Source organism: Armatimonas rosea (assembly GCF_014202505.1).
In the GTDB taxonomy this organism is placed as follows: Bacteria; Armatimonadota; Armatimonadia; order Armatimonadales; family Armatimonadaceae; genus Armatimonas; species Armatimonas rosea.
In genome coordinates, this window is the sequence record NZ_JACHGW010000003.1 from 882194 (window position 1) to 900932 (window position 18739).

At 63.8% G+C, this 18739-nt stretch carries 20 protein-coding genes and 1 tRNA gene; 9 read left to right on the forward strand and 12 right to left on the reverse strand.

Going from position 1 to position 18739, the window contains the following annotated elements:
- Positions 1 to 209: 209 nt before the first annotated feature.
- The 4 genes from HNQ39_RS19105 to HNQ39_RS19120 all read right to left on the reverse strand — a co-directional run bounded on the left by HNQ39_RS19105 (position 210) and on the right by HNQ39_RS19120 (position 4318).
- A complete protein-coding gene (locus HNQ39_RS19105) occupies positions 210 to 1409 on the reverse strand; it encodes a pyridoxal phosphate-dependent aminotransferase (protein ID WP_184200227.1) in 1200 nt (399 codons plus the stop codon).
- Between the two features lie 145 nt (positions 1410 to 1554).
- Entirely contained in the window at positions 1555 to 2790 is a 1236-nt protein-coding gene (locus tag HNQ39_RS19110; protein ID WP_184200230.1) for an MFS transporter, read from the reverse strand.
- A gap of 100 nt (positions 2791 to 2890) precedes the next feature.
- A complete protein-coding gene (gene cysK, locus HNQ39_RS19115) occupies positions 2891 to 3853 on the reverse strand; it encodes a cysteine synthase A (protein ID WP_184200233.1) in 963 nt (320 codons plus the stop codon).
- Positions 3854 to 3862: 9 nt separating this feature from the next.
- Entirely contained in the window at positions 3863 to 4318 is a 456-nt protein-coding gene (locus HNQ39_RS19120) for an RrF2 family transcriptional regulator (RefSeq protein WP_184200236.1), read from the reverse strand.
- A gap of 104 nt (positions 4319 to 4422) precedes the next feature.
- On the opposite strand from HNQ39_RS19120, the gene HNQ39_RS19125 reads away from it, so the two are divergent.
- From HNQ39_RS19125 to HNQ39_RS30640, 6 genes are read left to right on the forward strand one after another with little or no spacing between them, the layout of a single operon-like run.
- Complete coding sequence (locus HNQ39_RS19125) at positions 4423 to 5499, forward strand: GNAT family N-acetyltransferase (RefSeq protein WP_184200239.1); 1077 nt, start codon at positions 4423 to 4425, stop codon at positions 5497 to 5499.
- Entirely contained in the window at positions 5496 to 5906 is a 411-nt protein-coding gene (locus HNQ39_RS19130; protein WP_184200243.1) for a hypothetical protein, read from the forward strand. The genes HNQ39_RS19125 and HNQ39_RS19130 overlap by 4 nt, the downstream gene beginning before the upstream one ends.
- A complete protein-coding gene (locus HNQ39_RS19135) occupies positions 5903 to 6649 on the forward strand; it encodes a M48 family metallopeptidase (protein WP_184200246.1) in 747 nt (248 codons plus the stop codon). Before HNQ39_RS19130 ends, HNQ39_RS19135 begins: the two co-directional genes overlap by 4 nt.
- Positions 6646 to 7317 (forward strand): glycosyltransferase, encoded by a 672-nt coding sequence (locus HNQ39_RS19140; protein WP_184200249.1) that lies wholly within the window; start codon positions 6646 to 6648, stop codon positions 7315 to 7317. The genes HNQ39_RS19135 and HNQ39_RS19140 overlap by 4 nt, the downstream gene beginning before the upstream one ends.
- A 24-nt stretch (positions 7318 to 7341) precedes the next feature.
- Positions 7342 to 8067, forward strand: coding sequence for a zinc ribbon domain-containing protein (locus tag HNQ39_RS19145; protein WP_184200252.1), 726 nt, complete (start codon positions 7342 to 7344; stop codon positions 8065 to 8067).
- Between the two features lie 51 nt (positions 8068 to 8118).
- Complete coding sequence (locus HNQ39_RS30640) at positions 8119 to 8820, forward strand: matrixin family metalloprotease (RefSeq protein WP_184200255.1); 702 nt, start codon at positions 8119 to 8121, stop codon at positions 8818 to 8820.
- Here HNQ39_RS30640 and HNQ39_RS19155 read toward each other — a convergent pair.
- The 6 genes from HNQ39_RS19155 to HNQ39_RS19180 all read right to left on the reverse strand — a co-directional run bounded on the left by HNQ39_RS19155 (position 8817) and on the right by HNQ39_RS19180 (position 14821).
- Positions 8817 to 9323 (reverse strand): hypothetical protein, encoded by a 507-nt coding sequence (locus HNQ39_RS19155; RefSeq protein WP_184200475.1) that lies wholly within the window; start codon positions 9321 to 9323, stop codon positions 8817 to 8819. The genes HNQ39_RS30640 and HNQ39_RS19155 overlap by 4 nt on opposite strands.
- A 72-nt stretch (positions 9324 to 9395) precedes the next feature.
- Entirely contained in the window at positions 9396 to 11336 is a 1941-nt protein-coding gene (locus HNQ39_RS19160; protein WP_184200258.1) for a FecR family protein, read from the reverse strand.
- Positions 11337 to 11472: 136 nt separating this feature from the next.
- Entirely contained in the window at positions 11473 to 12543 is a 1071-nt protein-coding gene (locus tag HNQ39_RS19165) for a type IV pilus twitching motility protein PilT (protein ID WP_184200261.1), read from the reverse strand.
- A gap of 28 nt (positions 12544 to 12571) precedes the next feature.
- Entirely contained in the window at positions 12572 to 13291 is a 720-nt protein-coding gene (locus HNQ39_RS19170; RefSeq protein ID WP_184200264.1) for a hypothetical protein, read from the reverse strand.
- A complete protein-coding gene (locus HNQ39_RS19175) occupies positions 13288 to 14694 on the reverse strand; it encodes a cryptochrome/photolyase family protein (protein WP_184200267.1) in 1407 nt (468 codons plus the stop codon). The genes HNQ39_RS19170 and HNQ39_RS19175 overlap by 4 nt, the downstream gene beginning before the upstream one ends.
- Positions 14695 to 14748: 54 nt before the next feature.
- Positions 14749 to 14821: transfer RNA gene (locus HNQ39_RS19180), tRNA-Ala, on the reverse strand.
- 115 nt (positions 14822 to 14936) lie between these two features.
- On the opposite strand from HNQ39_RS19180, the gene HNQ39_RS19185 reads away from it, so the two are divergent.
- Positions 14937 to 15368 (forward strand): DinB family protein, encoded by a 432-nt coding sequence (locus tag HNQ39_RS19185; RefSeq protein ID WP_184200270.1) that lies wholly within the window; start codon positions 14937 to 14939, stop codon positions 15366 to 15368.
- A gap of 3 nt (positions 15369 to 15371) precedes the next feature.
- Here HNQ39_RS19185 and HNQ39_RS19190 read toward each other — a convergent pair whose 3' ends face one another.
- Positions 15372 to 16055, reverse strand: coding sequence for a hypothetical protein (locus HNQ39_RS19190; protein ID WP_184200273.1), 684 nt, complete (start codon positions 16053 to 16055; stop codon positions 15372 to 15374).
- 18 nt (positions 16056 to 16073) lie between these two features.
- Between HNQ39_RS19190 and HNQ39_RS19195 the strand changes: the two genes are divergently transcribed.
- Both HNQ39_RS19195 and HNQ39_RS19200 read left to right on the forward strand, forming a co-directional pair.
- Positions 16074 to 16724: an HAD family hydrolase gene (locus tag HNQ39_RS19195; protein WP_184200276.1), complete on the forward strand. Its 651-nt coding sequence runs from the start codon at positions 16074 to 16076 to the stop codon at positions 16722 to 16724.
- A 10-nt stretch (positions 16725 to 16734) separates the two neighbouring features.
- Positions 16735 to 17391: a hypothetical protein gene (locus HNQ39_RS19200; protein ID WP_184200279.1), complete on the forward strand. Its 657-nt coding sequence runs from the start codon at positions 16735 to 16737 to the stop codon at positions 17389 to 17391.
- Positions 17392 to 18132: 741 nt separating this feature from the next.
- Here the strand turns inward: HNQ39_RS19200 and HNQ39_RS19205 are convergent.
- Complete coding sequence (locus HNQ39_RS19205; protein ID WP_184200282.1) at positions 18133 to 18720, reverse strand: ankyrin repeat domain-containing protein; 588 nt, start codon at positions 18718 to 18720, stop codon at positions 18133 to 18135.
- Positions 18721 to 18739 lie beyond the last annotated feature (19 nt).

The window sequence follows — 18739 nt, forward strand, 5'->3', positions numbered from 1 at the left end:
CCGCGGACACTCCCCCCGCGCTCTGTTCGTTCCTCACGACGCGCGACCCCCTCTCGCTCTGTTTCCTCCTTCGTTGGGACGAGAGGGGGTGCCGAGGCACGAGGCAGGGGAGTGCTCGGGGGAGAGCCCCCCCTCCTTTCCCGCCGACGAAGGAGGAAACACGGGGAAGGGAGGGGGCAGGGGGGAGAGATGCCTGGGGGAGGGATGCCTCACTTCAGTGCCGCCACGGCCTCGGCGATCCGTGCGACACCCTTCTCGATAGTCGCGCGGCTGGTGGCATAGCTCAGGCGCACATAGTCATCGGCACCAAAGCCCGAGCCCGGTACCACCGCGACTTTCTGGGTCGCGAGCAGGTAGTCGGCGACGTCATCGCCGCTCTGCAGGGTCTTGCCCTCAGGCGTGGTCTTGCCGTAGAGTGCGCTGACCTTGGGGAAGACATAGAACGCTCCCTCGGGCATCAGGCAGCTCAGGCCGTCGATTCCATTGAGCCCGGCGACAATTAGCTTGCGGCGGGCATCGAACTCCGTGCACCACTCGGCGAGGAAGCTCTGGTCGCCCGTGAGCGCGGCCAGACCCGCCCACTGCGCGATACTGGTCGGGTTGCTCGTGCTCTGGTCTTGCAGCCGGTTCATCGCCCCGACATACTCCGCCTCCGCCGCGACATAGCCCAGGCGCCAGCCAGTCATGGAGTAGGCCTTGGACATGCCATTGACCGTAAAGGTGCGTTTCTTGATCTCCGGTCCGAGTGCTGCAATCGAGATAAACTCATTGGCATCGTAGACAATTTTTTCGTAGATCTCGTCGGAGATGACGTAGAAATCGTGCTGGATGGCGAGCTCCGCCAGGGCCTCGATCGTGGCGCGGGGCCACATCGCGCCGGTGGGGTTGCTCGGGGAGTTCAGCACGACAATCTTGGTCTTGGGCGTGATCGCGGCCTTGAGCTGGTCGATTGTCGGGGCGAAGTTGGTCTCGTCGGTGGTCTGGAGAATGACCGGGGTGCCGTCGGCGAGCTTGACCTGCTCGGGGTAGCTGACCCAGTAGGGCGCGGGAATCACGACCTCATCGCCCTCGCTGACCATGGCCTGGAAGATGTTGTAGAGTGTGTGCTTGCCGCCGCAGGAGACAATGACGTTGCCGGGGGCGTAGTCGAGGCCGTTGTCGGTCTTGAGTTTTTCACAGATGGCTTTTCGCAGCTCGGGGATGCCTGCCGAGGGCGTGTACTTGGTCTTGCCTTTAGCCAGCGCATCGATAGCCGCATCTTTGATGTGCTGCGGGGTATCGAAGTCCGGCTCCCCGGCACCGAAGCCGAGGACATCGTGACCGTCCGCCTTGAGCTGGTTGGCCTTGGCGGTGATGGCGAGCGTGGGGGAGGGGGCGCAGTTGAGCGCACGGGGGGAAAGACGACTCATTTCACCCTCCAGTATAGCGCATGCGCTGGCGATGGGATAGAGCCGGGGATTGAAAGCCCCGGCAGAGGGAAGGGAGCGCCCCGTGGGCGCGGAAAGCGCTTATTTCTGCGCGTCCTCGGGACGCTGTCTCCGAGAGACGGGGCTTTTAATCCCCGGCTCCCTCCCCGGACTTGCCGCGCCGGAGCCCCGGGACGCATAGCGCGACTGCGCCCGTCAGGACACAGGCGAGGGCGGCTCCGAGGATCACGTTCTGGGCACTGGTGACGCGAAGGAGTGCCCCTCCCACTGCCGCACCGAGGGGCATCATCGGGGCTAAGAGCGCGGCGTGCGCCCCAAAGACCGTCCCTTGCTGGTCCGCGGGGGTGTTGCGCTGGAGGAAGCTGGCCTCTACCGCCATGTAGGGGCCCCAAACAATGCCACCGAGGAAGAAGCAGGCGAGCGCATGCCAGAGCGTTGGGGAGAAGGCAAGCGCAACCTCACAGAGGCCCCAGATCAGACAGTTCAGGGACATGGCGAGCCCTGCGGGGACGCGACGGATGAGCCAGCCCGTGGCGAGGCTTCCCACGGCTGCACCAACCCCGACAGCGGACCAGAGCCAGCCCAGCCCGCTCGCGCCCTGATGGAGCTGGTTCTTCACAAAGAGCGGAAGCGCCGCCTCCGTGGGGCCGTAGGCAAAGGTCGCGGCCGCGCTCATGAGAGTCACAAAGAGTAGCAGGGGGAAGCGTAGGAGCACCTGCGGCCCAAAGCCTCTTTTCGAGTCGGGCTTGGCTTCGGTGCGGAGGATATCGGGCATCGTGGCGGCGGCTCCCACAAAGACCAGGAAACTCGCCGCATCGAGTAGGAGGGCGCGTGGTGCCCCCCACTGTGCAATGACAAAACCGGCTAGCGCAGGTCCGACAATCACGGGGAGATGCTCCGTGAGGGCAAGGGCACCATTGGCGACCTCCAGCTCCTCGTCGGGGATCAGGTGTGGTGTGAGCAAGCGCGTTCCCACTCTCGTGGCGGGCTCAAGGGCACCCATCAGCGTGGAGATCACGTAGACGGACACGAGGGGAAGCCAGCCGAGGAGGTCGAAGAGGGGAATCAGGGCGATCAGCACGGCCCGTGCCAGGTTATCCAGGATAAGGACAGGGCGGGGCTGCACGCGGTCCAGGAGCTTGCCGATCAGCCCGCCGGTCAGTACTGCGGGCAGGGAGATACAGAGGAGCATGAGCCCAATCGCGGCTCCCGCTTCCGCATCGGAGTGGGTGCGCTCGACAAGAAACCAGGTAAGCGCGATCCAGGTGAACGTGCCCCCCAGCGACGAGACCAGCGCCCCCAGCCAGAGCCGCCGAAAGGGCGCGCGTGTCCGAAGAACCGACCAGGGAGTGGGAGTGCTCATACCAAAATTTTACCCCCTCCCAAAATTTCACCCCCTCTCCTCCCACGGAACGTGGATCCAGAGGGAGAGGGGGTGGCGAGGAACGAGCCGGGGGAGTGCCCTACCCGCGCAGGTCCTCAAAGAGAATCGTGGAGAGGTAGCGCTCGGCGTTGCTGGGGACGATCACGACGATCCGCTTGCCGGCGTTCTCGGGGCGCTTGGCGACCTCGATGGCGGCGTAGATCGCGGCCCCCGACGAAATCCCCACGGCCAGTCCTTCTTCGCGCATCACGCGGCGGGCCATCGCGACCGCGTCCTCGTTGCTCACGGGGAAGGTCTCATCGACCGCATCGGTGTTGAGGTTCTTGGGCACAAAGCCCGCCCCGATTCCCTGGATCTTGTGGGGCGCAGGGGCCAGGGCATCGCCCGCCTTGGTCTGGGCGATCACCTGAGAGGCGACGGGCTCGACCGCGATCGCCGTAAAGCTAGGCTTGCGCGCCTTGATCACCTCGGCGACTCCTGTGATGGTTCCGCCGGTGCCGACCCCGGCGACCAGAATGTCCACGGTGCCGTCGGTGTCGTTCCAGATCTCCTCCGCCGTGGTGTTGCGGTGAATCTCCGGGTTGGCCGGGTTCTCAAACTGCTGGGGGATAAAGTACTTCTCGGGATCCTCGGCCGCGATCTCATTGGCCTTCTTGATCGCGCCCGTCATGCCGATCCCGTAGCTCGGGGGAACCAGCTCCAGGGTCGCGCCGTAGCCCTTGAGGAGCAAGCGGCGCTCGATCGACATGGTCTCCGGCATGACCAGGATGATCTCGTAGCCCTTGGCGGCGGCCACAAACGCCAGCGCGATCCCGGTGTTGCCGCTCGTGGGCTCGACAATGACATTGCGTCCCGGGGCGATCCGGCCCGCTTTCTCGGCGGCCTCGATCATGTTGACACCGATGCGGTCCTTCACGGAGAGGCCCGGGTTGAAGTACTCCAGCTTGGCGAGAATCTCGGCCCCCGCGCCCTCGGTGACTCGGTTGAGACGCACGAGGGGGGTATTGCCAATCAGCTCGGTGGGGTTGTTGTAGATTTTCATAGTGGTTCCTTAGATATGCATGGCGAGGAATCCCTCGCGGGTGGCGATGCGGCGCTCTAGGAGCTCCGCGACCGTAACGGTCTCGACGACAGAGAGGAGGGCGGCACGGAGCTCGTGCCAGACACCGCGGACAACTTGCACCTCAGGGATCGCGCCCAGAGACTCGGGCTCCTCGGGGGTGCCTTGGATCAGCTCATGGGGAATCAGCGGCCCCGAGAGCGCCCGTAGGATCGCCCCCACCGTGACCCGCTCGGGGGTGTCAGCCAGCACATAGCCGCCGCCGGCTCCACGGATCGAGCGCACGACCTCGGCTCGCCGGAGCGATGCCAGAAGCTGCTCGAGAAAGGGCTCGGGGATCTGCTGTCGCGCCGCGATCTCACGCGCCTGCACGGGCGCACTGCCCCCCTGCGCGGCAAGATCCAGTACCGCACGGAGGCCATAGTCTTCTTTTGTCGTGAATGTCATAGGCGATTGACGTCTTTCTCACTCTCGCCCTTGTTAAGGTGAGTAAATTGATCGGAATTAAGTATACAGTTTCGGGGACGAAATGGCAAGGTACAATAGCCCTCGTGCTCAAGATTCACTGTATCTCCGACCTTGCGGCGCTGGAGAGCTCCTGGAAAGCGCTCGCGGCGGCATCCCCGAGCGCGACCGTCTTCCAGACCTGGGAGTGGAGTGCGGCGTGGTGGGCACACAACAAAGCCGGCAAGCGCCTCTTTGCCCTGCTGGTCGAGGACGAGCAGGTAGAGGTCGTCGGCCTCGCCCCCTTCTTCTCTGCTGCGGGGACGCTTCGGCTGGTCGGGACGGGGGGCTCGGACTACCTGGATCTGCTGGCACTCCCTGGGCAAGAAGACGCTGTTGTTCAGGCGGTAGGGCAGTGGCTCGCACAGAACTCGCTGCGCTGGCTCTGGGCCGACTGTCAGCAAGTGCCGCCCGGTGGGATAGCGACGACGCTACCCACTGCCCAGGTCTGGCAGGGGGAGACCTGCCCGTACCTGCCGCTGCCCGAGAGCTACGATGCGTTCCTGAAGACCCTGAGCAAGAAGCACCGCCAGAACATCGGCTACTACGAGCGCTCGATGGCAAAGACCCACGCGCTGGAGCTGCGCCTCGCCACGGCCCCAACCCTCACCGAGGACATGGAGGCGTTTTTCTCGCTACATCAGCTCCGCTGGCGGGGGCGCTGGATGCCCGGTGCGTTCGCTTCTCAGGCCGCCCGCGCCTTCCACACCGAGGCGGCCACGCGCCTGCTGGAGTCCGGGAACCTGCGCCTCCACACGCTCTGGCTCGATGGGCGGGCCGTGGCGGCGATCTACTGCTTTCACAAGGGACACACAACCTACTACTACTTGGGAGGCTTCGACCCAACCCTCTCCAAGCTCTCGCCGGGGACGGTACTCACGGCCAAGGCGATCCAATACGCGATCGATCACGATGGTGCTACTACCTTTGACTTTCTGCGCGGCGACGAGGGCTACAAGTACCGCTGGGGCGCACAAGATCGGTACAATCAGCGTGTCTCGTTGACCACCACGGGAGCGGGCCGGCCACTAGGGGCGCTCCTCGCAACGTCGGGGCGGCTTGCGCTGTCTCTAGAGCTACGGCTGAAGCACGCGATGCACGCAAAACAAGGGGGAGTGAAATGAAGTTCTTTGGCGCGATTCTGCGCGGGCTCTTTTTTGTCGCACTGACCGCGGCGCTGGCCTGGAACATCTGGCAGGTTCAGAAGCTCAAGACCGAGGTCGCACAGCTGCGTGCCGCCACGGGGAAGCATCGCGCGGTGCCAGGGGACAAGCCGACTCTCACCCGCTCGCTGGCACTCCTCCGTGAGTCTAAGTCCCACGCGGAGAGAGCCCAGACTCTCCTGAAGGCCAAGCGCCTCGACGAAGCGGCCAAGGAGACCAAGCTCGCGGCGGAGACAGCGCAAAAAGCCTATGCCGGGGCACAAGGCGCCGACCCGGTCGGGGAGCTACAAAGTACGGTACAATCCCTATCAAAACAAGTGGGCTCTCTCTGGGAGACCGAGAAGAAGAAAGAACCAAAGAAGCCATGAGACGGTTCTGGTGCGCCTCGCTGGCGGTAGTTGCCCTGGTCAGTGTCGGTTGCAAGGGGGGCTTGCCCTCCAAAGATAAAGAGATAGAGATGGGGCAAGATGTCGCACGTGAGTACGAGCAAAAGCTCCCGGATGGTCCCATCATCACGCGCGGCCCCGAGGTAGAGCGCGTCCAGCGCGTCGCCGCCAAGCTGCTCCCGCTGGCACGCAAAGACTGGGACGTCCCCTACAGCGTGAAGGTGGTCCAGTCGGACCAGATCAATGCCTTTGCGATCCCCGGAGGACCGATCTACTTCTACACGGGCCTGATCAAGCTGGCCGAGTCCGATGACGAGCTCGCGTCGGTGCTGGGCCACGAGATCACCCACATCACCAAGCGCCACTCGGTAAAGCAGCTCAAGAAGAACCGGGATCTCATGGTGGGTCTGGCTACTCTGGATGTCCTCCTCAAGGGGGGGAACTCTATCAAGAGCGCCGCAGAGGTCTATGCCAACTTCAAGTCGATGGCCTTCTCCCGGAGTGATGAAAACCAGGCCGATGAGTTTGGCTTTAAGTACCTGGTCTCCATGGGCTATAAACCCGAGGCGATGGCGGGCTTCTTCACCAAGATGGGCGCAAAGACAGGAGGCGGGGGCGGCAAACTCGCGGAGTTCTTCTCGACCCACCCCATGACAAGTGAGCGAGTGAAGGCCGCCACCGAGCGAGCGGAGAAGTTTCGGAAGGGAACCTACAAAGCCCCGTGAGGGTTGTCGCGATTGTTCCCGCCTACAACGAAGGTCGCCGTATCGTGCCCGTTCTCGACGTGCTCGCGGCAGCGCCCTCGGTGGATGGCATCATTGCGGTCGATGATGGCTCTATCGACGATACCTTCCAGGTCGCTAGCCAGCATGCGGCCGCACAAGGAAAGCTAAGAGTCGTCCAGCAGGCCAAGAACCAGGGCAAGGGCGCGGCGATGCAGCGGGGTGCCGACGAGGCCGAGGACGCTGATATCCTGCTCTTTTTGGATGCGGACTTGATTGGGCTTACCGTCGCGCATGTCGAAAGCCTGCTCGCTCCGGTGAAGAGTGGGGAGAAAGTGATGGCGCTCGGGGTCTTTCGCGGTGGAAACTTCTGGACCACCCTCGCCCAGATCCTCGCCCCCAATATCTCCGGCCAGCGTGCGATCCGCCGGGAAGTGTTTCTGAGTGTCCCCTGCCTCGCCGATGCCCGCTATGGGGTCGAGCTGGCGATTACGAGCTTTGTGATGGGGGAGGGCCTCCCCATGACCGATGTGGTGCTAAAGGATGTCTCCCATCCCACCAAAGAGCGCAAGCTCGGCCTCTGGCGCGGCGCAGTCGCCCGGGGCAGGATGTACCAGCAGATGCTGCCGTTTCTCTTGCGCCGCTACCATCCGACAAAACGAAAACGCTGAGCGATTCAGCAAGAAGCGAGAACCATGAGCAAGTCTCTTCGTGAGAACCTTCTGAGCCTCCTGGCCCTCCAGGCCATCGACTCCCTGATCGAGAAGGCCAAGGCGACCCTGGCCGCCACCGACAATGGCGCGGCGGCGCTCGGGCTCTACAACACCAAGAAGAAAGAGGCCGAGGCACTCCGCGCACTCGCCACCAAGGCGCAGTCGGAGCAAAAAGACGCCGAGCTGAAGCTGGAGACGATCGAGACCAAGCGCAAGCACGAGGAGAAGCGGCTCTACGGTGGCAGTGTGACCGGCTCCCGTGACCTGGAGAACCTCCAGAAAGAGCTGGACATGCTCGGGCGGCAGAAAGACAGCGCGGAGGAGGTTGTGCTCCTGGCAATGGACGCCGCCGCCGAGGCCGTCGCCCTCGCGGAAGAGGCCGAGCGGGAGCAGCTCCAGCAGGCAAGCCGCTTTAAGAAAGTGCGTGCCCACTTTGAGGCGCGGCAAAAAGAGCTCATGGCGGAGCTCGCCAGCCTGCAGGCTCCACGTGAGGCGGCAGCCAAGGAGGTGACCGACGCCAGCCTGCTCGCCCGCTACGATGCGCTCCGCGGGAAGAAACAAGGGGTCGGCTGCGCACCGGTCGGCGAGGACGACTCTTGTGGGGCCTGCCACACGCGGGTCAACTCCCAGTCCGGCGAGGCGGCGCGCCGCGGGGAGGTGCTGGTTTTCTGTGAGCACTGCGCCCGCATTCTGACCCCGCTCCGCTAGACTCGCAAGGATGCGGTAGAGGATTTTACTCCCCGCTCCGATCTTACAGGTGTGAAAACAAAACGCTCACTTCGTCCTTTGTGTCTCGTTTTTGGCCTCGTCAGCGCTCTTTCGGGATGTGCCGGGGCCGGGGCTGGCCCTGCGTCGACGCTGGGAGCGACCCCGGCCCCGGCACCTGCCGTACCTGGCCGCTACGAGCCTAACTACCGGGCGACGCTGGGGGCGGGGCGCCAGTGGAGCCTCACCAACCTGACCTACGCCATCGCACCCGCTGAGGGGAAGGACATGCCGGCGCTCTTTCAGCAGGCACTGGAGACCTGGGCCCCCTACACCAAGAATATCGTCACGCTCGCACCCGCCACCGCCTCCGAGGCGGTTCTCACGGTTGAGGTGGTTCCTACAGGCTCCCTGGGCGGGGATACCGTCGGCACGACCACTGTCACCTACCGGCTCAGCGACACGCGCATTATTCGGGCCCACATCAAGGTGGATGCGAGCCTCGGAAACGACCTGATGCCCCAAGTCCTCGCCCATGAGCTGGGGCACGCTCTGGGGCTCGATGGACATAGCCCCGAGCCAAAAGACCTGATGTTTGCCCGCGCCCACCTTCCGCTTGCACTGACGGAGCGTGATCGCAATACGCTCTTCACGGTCTACGCCGATGCGCTTGCGGCGCAGGGGCGGGCGGCAAAAAAAGACGCTGACAGTGAGCTGGTCACTGTCAGCGTCTGTGCGCTTCCGAAGGGCGGCTAGTTGCCGCCCGGTCCACCAGGCCCACCCGGACCGCCGGGTCCACCTTCAGGCCGGGGTAGGGTCGCCTTCGCCGTGAGCTTGAGCCCATCGACCGAGTACTGGAGAAGCTGGTCGCCGCGGAGGACGTAGACATACTTCTCCGTGGCGGTGATGCTCGCGCCGCCGCCCATGGGCATGCCCATCATTCCCATCCCACGGCCGCCGCCGGGACCGCCTTGGCCCCCGAAGCCACCACCAGGTCCACCAAAGCCGCCTCCCGGGCCACCCTGGCCTCCGAAACCGCCTTGACCACCGCCGGGAGGGCCCCCGAAGCCACCACCGCCCTGGCCGCCAAAGCCGCCCTGACCACGCTGTGGGGGGGAGGGAAGCTCCTGCTCGACCGCATCCTTGGTGCTACTGGACGACTTTTGCGCATTTGCATGCTGCATCGTCGCCGCAAACCCGAGGGTCAGTACCGCGCCCAGTGCCATACCGCCCATCACTTGCCATCTTGCTGTTGTCATATCCAACCTCCTGTGTTCTGATAGTCTACGCGTGAATCGTGAAGAAGTCCTGAAGGTCGCTCAGGTCGCTCACTAGCGCTTGGTGAGGGGGTAGCTCAGGCCCACGCCGCCATAGAAGTTGCCTGTCTGAAGGAACGTCCGGCGTCCGTTGCCCACAAAGGCCCGCAGGCTGCCACCACCGCTGAGCTCACGGCTGGCGGTCAGCGTGGTGCTGGAGCCGAGGTCCTGGTGGCTGGAGTACTCCAGGTAGATGTCGAGGTCGTTGGCCTGGTAGAGCCACGGGAAGTAGAGGCCCACGGTCGCAATTCCCGCCTTGTCCGGAGCAACTCCCAGCTCGGCGTAGCCGTCGATCTGGTCCATGCCCTTGGCGAGCGGGAGGGAGCCACTGACACTATAGCCCGTCCCCGAGCTCAGGCTGCCCACACGCAGGAACTGTCCCCCGACCGTTCCGCCACCCACCTGCCGGACCGCCGAGGCGAGAAAACCGGTCTGAGCGCCACGGACATCGGGGTTGGAGTCGTAGAGCCAGGCTGCCTCCGCACGGACTCCGTTGCGGTTGAGGGTCCCGCCAAACGCACTGTAGCGCTCCCCGAGGAGCTGGGAGCGGTTGAGGGCGAGCAGCGCAGGCCCACTGTAGAAGCGCCGGCGGCCCACAAACGCGGTAAGGCCATTGCCCATGTCGCGGTCTAGCGAGGCCACCGAGAGGGCATCGTAGCTGGTCGGGTTGGAGCCGGAGAGAAGACGGAGGACGTTGCCCTCAAACTGGAAGTGGGTCTTGCCCAGGCTCCCAAAGAGCCGCCCACGTCCGCCAATGCCCTGCGGGTCCGATGTAAAGCCAAAGGCCTCCGCATCGCCGAGGATATCGGTGGTCTTGGACTTGCCATCGAGGAGCGCTGCCGCCGCGACCCCGAGGAAAAACAGGCTGTTGGAGCGCTTGGCACCATCGAAGAAGGGCGTCCGTACATTGCTGGCACCCTGCCACGCCGACGGCCGGTAGACCGAGCGTGAGGTGGGGCGGGAGCGCAGGTCTAGCCCAAAGCTCGCCCCGGAGGCATTGAGGGCATCGAAGAGGTTCCCCACACTGGCGATCCCATTGGTGCGCAGGAAGCTCAGGTCGCTGCCGGAGAGCGTGTACTGCGACGTGAGATCCTCGGCACCAAACTTCTGGCGGTAGCCGCTCAGGGTCAGCGACGTATCCGAGGCAAGCGTGCGCTCGATGGCGGGGACGACCGAGGCCTGCGCGATGGAGAGCAGGCGGGCCTTGTCGGCGGGGTTGTTGATGATCTCGCCGGGACGAGGGGGAAGGTTGAGCGAGGCCTGGATCGCCTCGGTGAGGGCGGAGGAGCGGATGGCCATACCAGCGCTACTGCCAGGCAAGGTAAGCAGTCCCCGCTCCCGCTCGACGGTCACCCACCACGCATCGCGTGGGCCACCGAGGTCGCTGGTGCGCTGGTCGCCCGGAATCTCCTCGACCGTCTCCACCGCGACAACATTGCCGCTCACATTCAGCCCCGAGAGCTCACCGGCCTTCACAGGCACGGTGCGGGACTCCCGGCTCAGCTTTAGGCTACCGTCGTAGCAGTACACCCGCACGCCGCCGGGCTTGACAATGACTTCAAACGTCGCATTGGTCGCGGTGATCGTCCCGGAGGGCGTGTCCACCCGTACGGAGTTCTTGCCGGTGCGCACCCACGCGGTGCCCTCGGTGACAAAGAACGAGTCGGCGCGGACAATCACCTCGGAGCGGTCTTTCAGGCGAAGCACTGTCCCATTCTTCAGGGCCACCTCCGCCATCGAGCGCTTGAGCGTGTGGATCAGCTGCTCGGCAAAGACACTCTCTCCCTGGGAGGCGATCTCACGCGAGACATTGGCCCGAATCTCCGGGGTGGCGCGGGTGCGGGTAACCTCCACCTGACGCACAATCGAGAGCGTCCCCACGGTCGTTCCCTGCGCCGAGGCAGAGGCCGCCAGAGCAGAGAGGGCTAGCAACGAGACAATCACAGGACGCGTCAAAACAAGACTCCTTTTTCCATAAACCTAACAGGCTTTCCTTTCGGCACAGACCCCGGTGATTCCTGCCCAATCACGAAAAAGGCCCCCAGGCTCCCGCAAAGGGGTGCCTGAGGGCCGTGTACGGGGCCTTGGGAGCCTATCCGCCGGGGCGGCGGATCATCTGACGTAGCTCGGTGAGGTTTCCGGCGGCGGCGAGCGCGTCGTCCTCCGAGATAATCCCGGCCTTGAAGTAGCGGGTGAGACACTGGTTCATGGTCTGCATGCCCCAGAACCCGCCCTCTTGGATCGCGGTGTAGATATTGCCCGTCTTGCCCTCTTCGATCAGCTTCGCGACCGTGGGGGTGGCGATCATGATCTCGACCGCCGCGACACGTCCGACCGTGTCCACGCGGGGCAGGAGCTTCTGGGCGATAAAGCCGCGCACCGACTGGCTCATACGCATACAGAGCAGCATCTTGTCTTCTGGGGGGAAGAGGTTGACGATACGCTCTAGGGTCTCGGCGGCGCTCGCGGTGTGGAGCGTTCCAAAGACAAGGTGGCCCGTTTCCGCCGCTTGTAGCGCCACGGAGACCGACTCGACATCACGCATCTCACCGATCAGGATGATGTCCGGGTTCTGGCGCAGGACGTACTTAAGGGCATCGTTGAACGAGTCCGTGTCGATCCCCACCTCGCGCTGGGAGATAATACACTTCTTGTCCGGGTGAACAAACTCGATCGGGTCCTCAATCGTGACGATATTCTTGGACTGCTCTTCGTTGATCTTGTTGATCATGCCCGCAAGGGTCGTGGACTTGCCCGATCCGGTCGGCCCGGTGACCAGCAGGAGGCCCTGACGGCTCTTGGTCAGCTCGCCGACAGCCGGGGGCATCCCAAGCTGCTCGAGGGTGTAGAGCTTGAGGGGAACGAGGCGGCTCACCACTCCAATCGTGCCACGCTGCTGGTAGACATTGGTTCGGACACGGGTGAGGCCATCGAGCTCCCAGCCGATATCAAGCTCGTGGCGGTGCTCAAAGCGCCCAATCTGCTCATGGGTCATGATCGAGTAGGCCATGCGCCGTGTATCGTCCCCCGAGAGCTTTTCTGTCCCTTCCACCGCCGCAATGCGCCCGTGGAGACGGAGCATGGGTGGGGAGTTAGCCTTGATGAACAGGTCCGACGCCTTCAGCTCGTAAGCCTGTCGGATCAGGTCGCGAATGTCATACATCGTCTTTTCGGATGTCCTCGTCTAATAATTATCTGTGGAGAAAGCGCTGGGCGAGGGCGTAGGCAATGCCTGCGATTCCAAGCGCGAGCAACGCTACCAGGCCTGTCCCCAACAGGAGCTTGCGACCCGGCGCGGTAGTATTCTCCGCTGCCCGGTAACTTTCCTGCCGCGCGACTTCTTTTGTCGGCAAGTTCAATACGTCGAACTTATGGTCCTTGAGCAGGGCTTGGTAGGTATAGGCTCCCTCCTGGGCAGAGAGCGCGATCTCGACCTTGGTGTCGTTAAACTGACGCGGCCCTCGGTAGGTGAACTGACCGGGAATGAGGTAGGTGACATTGACCTTATTCATGTCCCGAAACGCCCGCAAGAACGGCTCCAGCGCCAGCGTGCCCTGCGTGTAGTCTACCAGGTTCGCACTGGTCTGGAAGGAGACACTACTCATCACGGGAGCCGGCCCGACTTCCTGGGAGCCCTTGCGGATATTGGGGTCCTTGGAGCTGACCGAGTCGCGGTCCAGGCGCTTGTCTTCGTACTCGGGCTTCTCCAGCTTCCAGCCGGTGATCGTCCCCAGCCGCTTGATCCGGGCCTCGGTGTCGGCGTGTCCCACTTGTTTTGGGTAGACCACCGCAACACTCCAGTTGCCCAGGCCCGGCGCGACCAGGATCTGGACATCGGGCATGCTCACTTGCGCCCGGCCCACTCCGGCCAGGAGGAGCACGGTAAGAACTGCCAGAAGTTGTCGTCTCATTCTTCGTCTTCTTTCGCCACCATTTTATAGAGAGCTAGGGCACGCGCGCGCTGCTCGCTGTGCTCCACAATCCGCTGGGGGTAGTCCTTCCCCAAGACACAGTTTACCGCCGCTTGCTCATTTCTGGAAAGCTCCCATGGTTTATGAGCCCACTTTGCGGGCACACGCTTCAATTCCGGGCACCAGAGTTTTACGTACTGGGCATCAGGGTCGAACTTCTCTCCCTGGCTGACCGGGTTGAAGATGCGAAAGTAGGGCTGCGCATCGGTGCCCGTGCCGGCGGCCCACTGCCAGCCGCCGTTGTTTGCCGCTTGGTCACCATCGAGGAGCTGCTGCATGAAGTAGCGCTCTCCCAGCCGCCAGTCGCAGAGCAGGTCCTTGGTGAGAAAAGAGGCGACTATCATCCGCACCCGGTTGTGGAGTGTCCCGGTCTGGGCGAGCTGGCGCATTCCCGCATCCACAATCGGGTAGCCGGTCTCGCCGCGCTCCCAGGCGGCGTAGAGAGTCGGGTCGTTGGGCCAGGCCAGGGCATCGAACTTGGGCTTGAAGCTACCCGTTGCCACATGGGGAAAGTGCACGAGAATCTGGTAGTAGAAGTCTCGCCACGCCAGCTGGCGCACCCAGGCATCGACCCCGGCCCGTCGGTCCACGGGGAGCTGCTCTCGGCACTGCCGCGCCGCCCCTAAGGCCTGCCTTGGCGAGAGCATCCCGAGCTTCAGGTAGGCGGAGAGCTGGCTCGTGCCCGGGAGCGCAGGAAAGTCACGCTCGGTGTCGTAGGCACGGAGCGCCGCACGAGCGAAGCCTTGGAGCTGCTCCTGCGCCGCTCGCTCGCCCGCGGGCAGCACCGAGACGCTCTCGGGGAGTGGCTCCGACGCGATCCCTTGCGGCGTCGGGATGCGCTCGGGAGCCGCGACCGGCGCGAGAAATGCCTGCTCCTGCCAGAGGCGAAAGTAGGGGGTAAAGACCGTGTAGGGGGTACCCGCCTTGGTCGCCAGGCTCTCGGGCTCCGCCAGCAGGTGGTCCCGGCAGGCGACACTCTCTAGGTTGCGGAGCGCCTCCACGACACGCTGGTCGCGCGCCTTGCCTGCAGGCTCGTACTCCTGGCCGTAGTAGAGCGCGGTCGCCCCTGTCTCCTCCGCGAGCCGCGCGAGCTCCTGGGCGGGCTCTCCACAACGGACGATCAGGGCGCTGCCGCGCTGGCGAAGCTCCGTGTCGAGTGCCCGTAGGCCCGCCCACAGAAACGCGACCCGTCGCTCTCCCGTGTCCGGGCGCTTGAGGATCGCCGGGTCGATCACAAACACAGGGACGACAGACTCCGAGGCGGCGAGGGCAGTGCGGAGGGCACGGTTGTCCGTAACACGGAGGGCACGGCGGAACCAGACGAGAGAGGTCTTGTGGGGCATGGCACCAAAAACAAGATCGGCGAGGGAGAAGTTCCCTCGCCGATCTCTCTGGAGTGGAGGATAGCGGGATCGAACCGCTGACCTCTTCAATGCCATTGAAGCGCTCTCCCAGCTGAGCTAATCCCCCAGAGTTGGCCACAAGTGGCGCGAGGGAAATTCTATCGCACAAAAAAAAACTCCGCAAGTGGCAAACGAAAATTTGCGTTTTTGGGTAGAATCTCTCCCGGAGGTTTTTGATAGACATGAGTACTTTACAAGCACTGCGCCAGTCGGCGGAGTCCCTGGCAAAGCTGATCACTGACATGGGAGACAAGGCGGCGTGGTCGCCGCTGGACAAGGGACGAACCGCGCTCAACCAGGTGGCGGAGTGTGCGCTGATGACCGGAGCGTGTATCGGGATTATCCAGGCCAAGGCCGTCCCCGCCTTCGACTGGGAGGCATTTGGCAAGGCACAGGCGGAGCTCGAGGCCAACCCCGAGGCGCTGCTCGCCGCTCTGGCCACCAACACCGACGGTCTGATTGCCGCGATTGAGGGCCTCTCCGCGGAGGATGCCGCCACCGAGATCACCATGCCCTGGGGCGCGACCTACACGCTCGCAGGCCTCGCCGACGTGAACTACTGGAACAACACCTACCACGAAGGGCAGATAAACTACATCCAGACGCTGATCTAAGCGCTAGTTCTTCCACCAGGGAGAGTCGGGTTTGGTACGGACACCCACTTCTTGCTTTGTCGCAGGGGTGGGTGTCGCTGTCTCACCGGGGAGCTTGCGCCAGACGATCTCGGGAGCTTGTGTCTGGACGGCGCTGGGGGCGGGGATGTGGGCGTGGCGGAGCGCATTGACACTCTGCTCGAAGTGCTGGGGGTCGGCGGGGGGGAAGAAGAAGAAGCCTTTTTTGTGCCGCACCTTGTAGTGGCCCTGCGCCGTCATGGAGAAGGTCTGCTCCTTGGGGGGCCAGCAGGCCCAGCCCTCCATCACCAGCTCTTTGCGTCCCACGGGGCGAATCTCCTCGATCTCGCTCCAGGGAATGGTCTCGGTGGGAGCGAGGAGGCGCTTGATGTGGACCCCGTGCGAGTCGAGCTCAAGCCGGAGGACACTGATCTTACGGAGCAAGAAGAGAAAGACAAGCGGCCCGAGGAGGGCCAGCCAAGCACCGTTGAGCGCCCCGAAGGCCAGGGTTCCCAGCCAGCCCGTGAGTGCGATCAGCGCGATCATGGAGAGCAGGAGCAGGGGGAAGGTAATGGCCGCATAGGTCCACCCAATCTTCACATCGGCATCGTCACGCGGCGGCAGGTGCGGCTGAACGACAACGCGTTGCTGCGCGGATTTGGCGGTAGGGCGGGGCTTCTGACGGATCATCGGGGTACACTCGGAGACATGCGTGCGCTGATTTTTGACTTTGATGGAACTATACTGGATACAGAGACCCCGGAGTTCCTGGCCTGGGAGAAGATTTACCACCAGCACGACCAAATCCTGCCTCGTGAGCTCTGGCTCTCGGCGATCGGGGTGGCGCCAGAGGAGGCGACATTCAATCCCTATACGCACCTAGAGCTACTTGTGGGGACACCGCTGGACCGGGAGCGGCTCCGACAGAGGCGACGTAAGATCTTCTACACCGCGCTCGACACCGAGCCCATCCGTCCTGGTGTGGCGGACTGGCTTGCTCAGGCGGGGCAGCAAGGACTCGCAATCGGGCTTGCGTCGTCGTCGCCGTCGGTGTGGGTCGAGAGCCACTTGGAGCGCCTGGGGCTGCGGGGGCACTTCTCCGCGATCTACACCAGCGACCACGTGGCGCGTGCCAAGCCCCACCCGGAGCTGTATCTCAAGACCGCCGCGCACTTTGGCCTCGCACCAAGTGAGTGTATCGCGATCGAGGACTCGTACAACGGGGTCACGGCGGCCAAGGCGGCGGGGTGCTACTGTATCGCGACTCCCAACCCCATGACCGCGGCGATGGACCTCTCTGCGGCGGATCGGGTTGTCGGCTCGCTGGCGGAGCTTTCGTTGGAGAGCGTGCTATACTGAGCCCACAGCGATGTGGTGGACTCTCGACCTGCTCTTCCCCCTCTGCCCCTGGGCCTGGCTCGCCCAGCGCCGCGCTCGCGCGAGCCTGTCTCCCGCCTACACCGCCACCCTGACCCGCACCGAGCGCTTCCGCTGGGGCTGGGTCTTTACCTACACCCTGACCCACCCTGAGGACGGAACCTTTGCGACGCCGCGGGTCGTGCTCCAGGGGACGGGGGTGGTCTACCGAGCCGTGGGGGGCTATCCGGGGCGCAAGGGCACGGAGCGCTACTTCCGCCGCCACCAAGCCGCGCTTCCCGCAAATCTCTGGGGTGGCAGGCGGGTGTGGTGCCTGACGATCCCCTGTAGCCGGAGCGAGTGCGGCACGATTGCCCGTACCCTCAACGACATCTTTGAGACCCCCGAGCTTCCGGGGGAGGCAGAGAACTGGCCCGCGCTCCCTAGCCCGCTCTTCTACGGCTCCCGCACCGCCATGCAGTGGCTCTCCGACCGCCTCGCCGAGCAGGGGCTCCCAAGTCGTGTCCAATGTGTCCTGCGCTCGCAAGCACGCAAAGCAAGGCTCTTTCGTGTCACGCACTTTGCTATGTCCCTCCCCGATGCCCTCCGCGATAACGGCGATTCGTGGCACGGCAACGCGCCCTTCAACCGCTTCGAGGAGACACGGTAATGGCTCTACGGATCAACCTGATTCCCGAAAGACAGCGGCCCGGTTTTGTGATTCGTCAGAGAAAACTGAGCGAGGTGAAGCACTGTGTCTGCGCTCCCGCGATCCGTCCCTTCATCTGGCTTGCGACACTTGTGGCAATCTTGGCTCAGGGGATTTTTGTCTTGCTGGTTGCCATTCTCGCTGTCCCTCTCGGAGCTATCGCGGGGGTATTGCTCACTCCTCTGTGGCTCTGGTTTGCGTTCCACTGGCTTCGCGACATCTACCGAGATGGCGGCGCGCCGTTCTTTCGCTGGTGCATCGTCGTGGAGTGTGCCCCCGAAGAAGTTGCCGCTCTCGCTCAGACTCTTGATGACCAAGTTGACCGTCAGGAAAGCCCGTCATGGTTGGTGGCAAGGAGCTGGGAGTTGCTTGACATGGAATCGCGTCGTAACACTCGATCTGCAACGGATGGAATTGTCTTAAGGAACGGGTTTTACGCCGGCCGGAAGTACCCCCAACAGATGTGCTACCCAACCCAACCAGGCGCAGTGTTCTACGGAGGGCGCTTGACGATGCACTGGCTAGCCGACAAGCTCCGTGCGGCGCAAATCCCTTGCCATGTCGTGTGGCGGCACCGACGCTTTTGTGGCCCTGCGCTTCGTGTCCAGCCTGAAACCCTCCACGACGACTGGGTGAGCTTAATTGCGCAGTGGACATGGGCAAGTCAATCACCGGAGCCAGAGAATAGAACTGCTGGTGTTCTTAAGAACGGTTCTTGGCTCGGGTGAGTAGCGTGACCATCTCGGTGTAGCCGCGCTGCTGGGCGTGCTCTAGGGCCGTGACACCGTCGAGGTCGGGGATTTGGGGGTTGGCACCGGCGGCGAGGAGCTGCTGGAGGATGTCCTGGTGGACGGGGCCACCGTCGGAGAGGAGCACGGTCTCCAGGAACGCGGTCCAGCCAAGGCGGTTGACGTGATCGATGGCGATCTCGGTCTTGAGGAGCACGGCGACCGTCTCCGGGTGGCCGTGGTGGCAGGCGGGGATGAGAGCGGTGCCGCCGTAGCGGTTGGTGTCCTTGAGGTTCGCGCCTGCGGCGAGGCAGAGGCGCAGGATCTCCAGGCGACCCTCGGCGCCGGCGTAGAGGTAGGGCGTGTCGTGGATCGCGTCTTTGGCATTGACATCCGCCCCCGCCTCGATCAAGAGCCGCGCTGCCTCGACCGCATTGGCCCGCGTGGCAAGCAGAAGCGGTGTGCGACCGTCGCCGTCCCGCGCCTCGGTAGCCGCGCCCTGAGCGAGCAGGGCTTGGAGCGTCTCCGTGTCGTTGGTGGTAGCGGCGGTGAAGATATCCATGAGCTTGATCACCCCCTTC

Bases quoted from the DNA above. Each gene is read 5' to 3' on its own strand.
- HNQ39_RS19105 (WP_184200227.1), bottom strand. From the start codon at position 1,409: ATGAGTCGTCTTTCCCCCCGTGCGCTCAACTGCGCCCCCTCCCCCACG.
- HNQ39_RS19110 (WP_184200230.1), bottom strand. From the start codon at position 2,790: ATGAGCACTCCCACTCCCTGGTCGGTTCTTCGGACACGCGCGCCCTTT.
- cysK (WP_184200233.1), bottom strand. From the start codon at position 3,853: ATGAAAATCTACAACAACCCCACCGAGCTGATTGGCAATACCCCCCTC.
- HNQ39_RS19120 (WP_184200236.1), bottom strand. From the start codon at position 4,318: ATGACATTCACGACAAAAGAAGACTATGGCCTCCGTGCGGTACTGGAT.
- HNQ39_RS19130 (WP_184200243.1), top strand. From the start codon at position 5,496: ATGAAGTTCTTTGGCGCGATTCTGCGCGGGCTCTTTTTTGTCGCACTG.
- HNQ39_RS19135 (WP_184200246.1), top strand. From the start codon at position 5,903: ATGAGACGGTTCTGGTGCGCCTCGCTGGCGGTAGTTGCCCTGGTCAGT.
- HNQ39_RS19145 (WP_184200252.1), top strand. From the start codon at position 7,342: ATGAGCAAGTCTCTTCGTGAGAACCTTCTGAGCCTCCTGGCCCTCCAG.
- HNQ39_RS19155 (WP_184200475.1), bottom strand. From the start codon at position 9,323: ATGACAACAGCAAGATGGCAAGTGATGGGCGGTATGGCACTGGGCGCG.
- HNQ39_RS19165 (WP_184200261.1), bottom strand. From the start codon at position 12,543: ATGTATGACATTCGCGACCTGATCCGACAGGCTTACGAGCTGAAGGCG.
- HNQ39_RS19170 (WP_184200264.1), bottom strand. From the start codon at position 13,291: ATGAGACGACAACTTCTGGCAGTTCTTACCGTGCTCCTCCTGGCCGGA.
- HNQ39_RS19175 (WP_184200267.1), bottom strand. From the start codon at position 14,694: ATGCCCCACAAGACCTCTCTCGTCTGGTTCCGCCGTGCCCTCCGTGTT.
- HNQ39_RS19185 (WP_184200270.1), top strand. From the start codon at position 14,937: ATGAGTACTTTACAAGCACTGCGCCAGTCGGCGGAGTCCCTGGCAAAG.
- HNQ39_RS19190 (WP_184200273.1), bottom strand. From the start codon at position 16,055: ATGATCCGTCAGAAGCCCCGCCCTACCGCCAAATCCGCGCAGCAACGC.
- HNQ39_RS19195 (WP_184200276.1), top strand. From the start codon at position 16,074: ATGCGTGCGCTGATTTTTGACTTTGATGGAACTATACTGGATACAGAG.
- HNQ39_RS19200 (WP_184200279.1), top strand. From the start codon at position 16,735: ATGTGGTGGACTCTCGACCTGCTCTTCCCCCTCTGCCCCTGGGCCTGG.
- HNQ39_RS19205 (WP_184200282.1), bottom strand. From the start codon at position 18,720: ATGGATATCTTCACCGCCGCTACCACCAACGACACGGAGACGCTCCAA.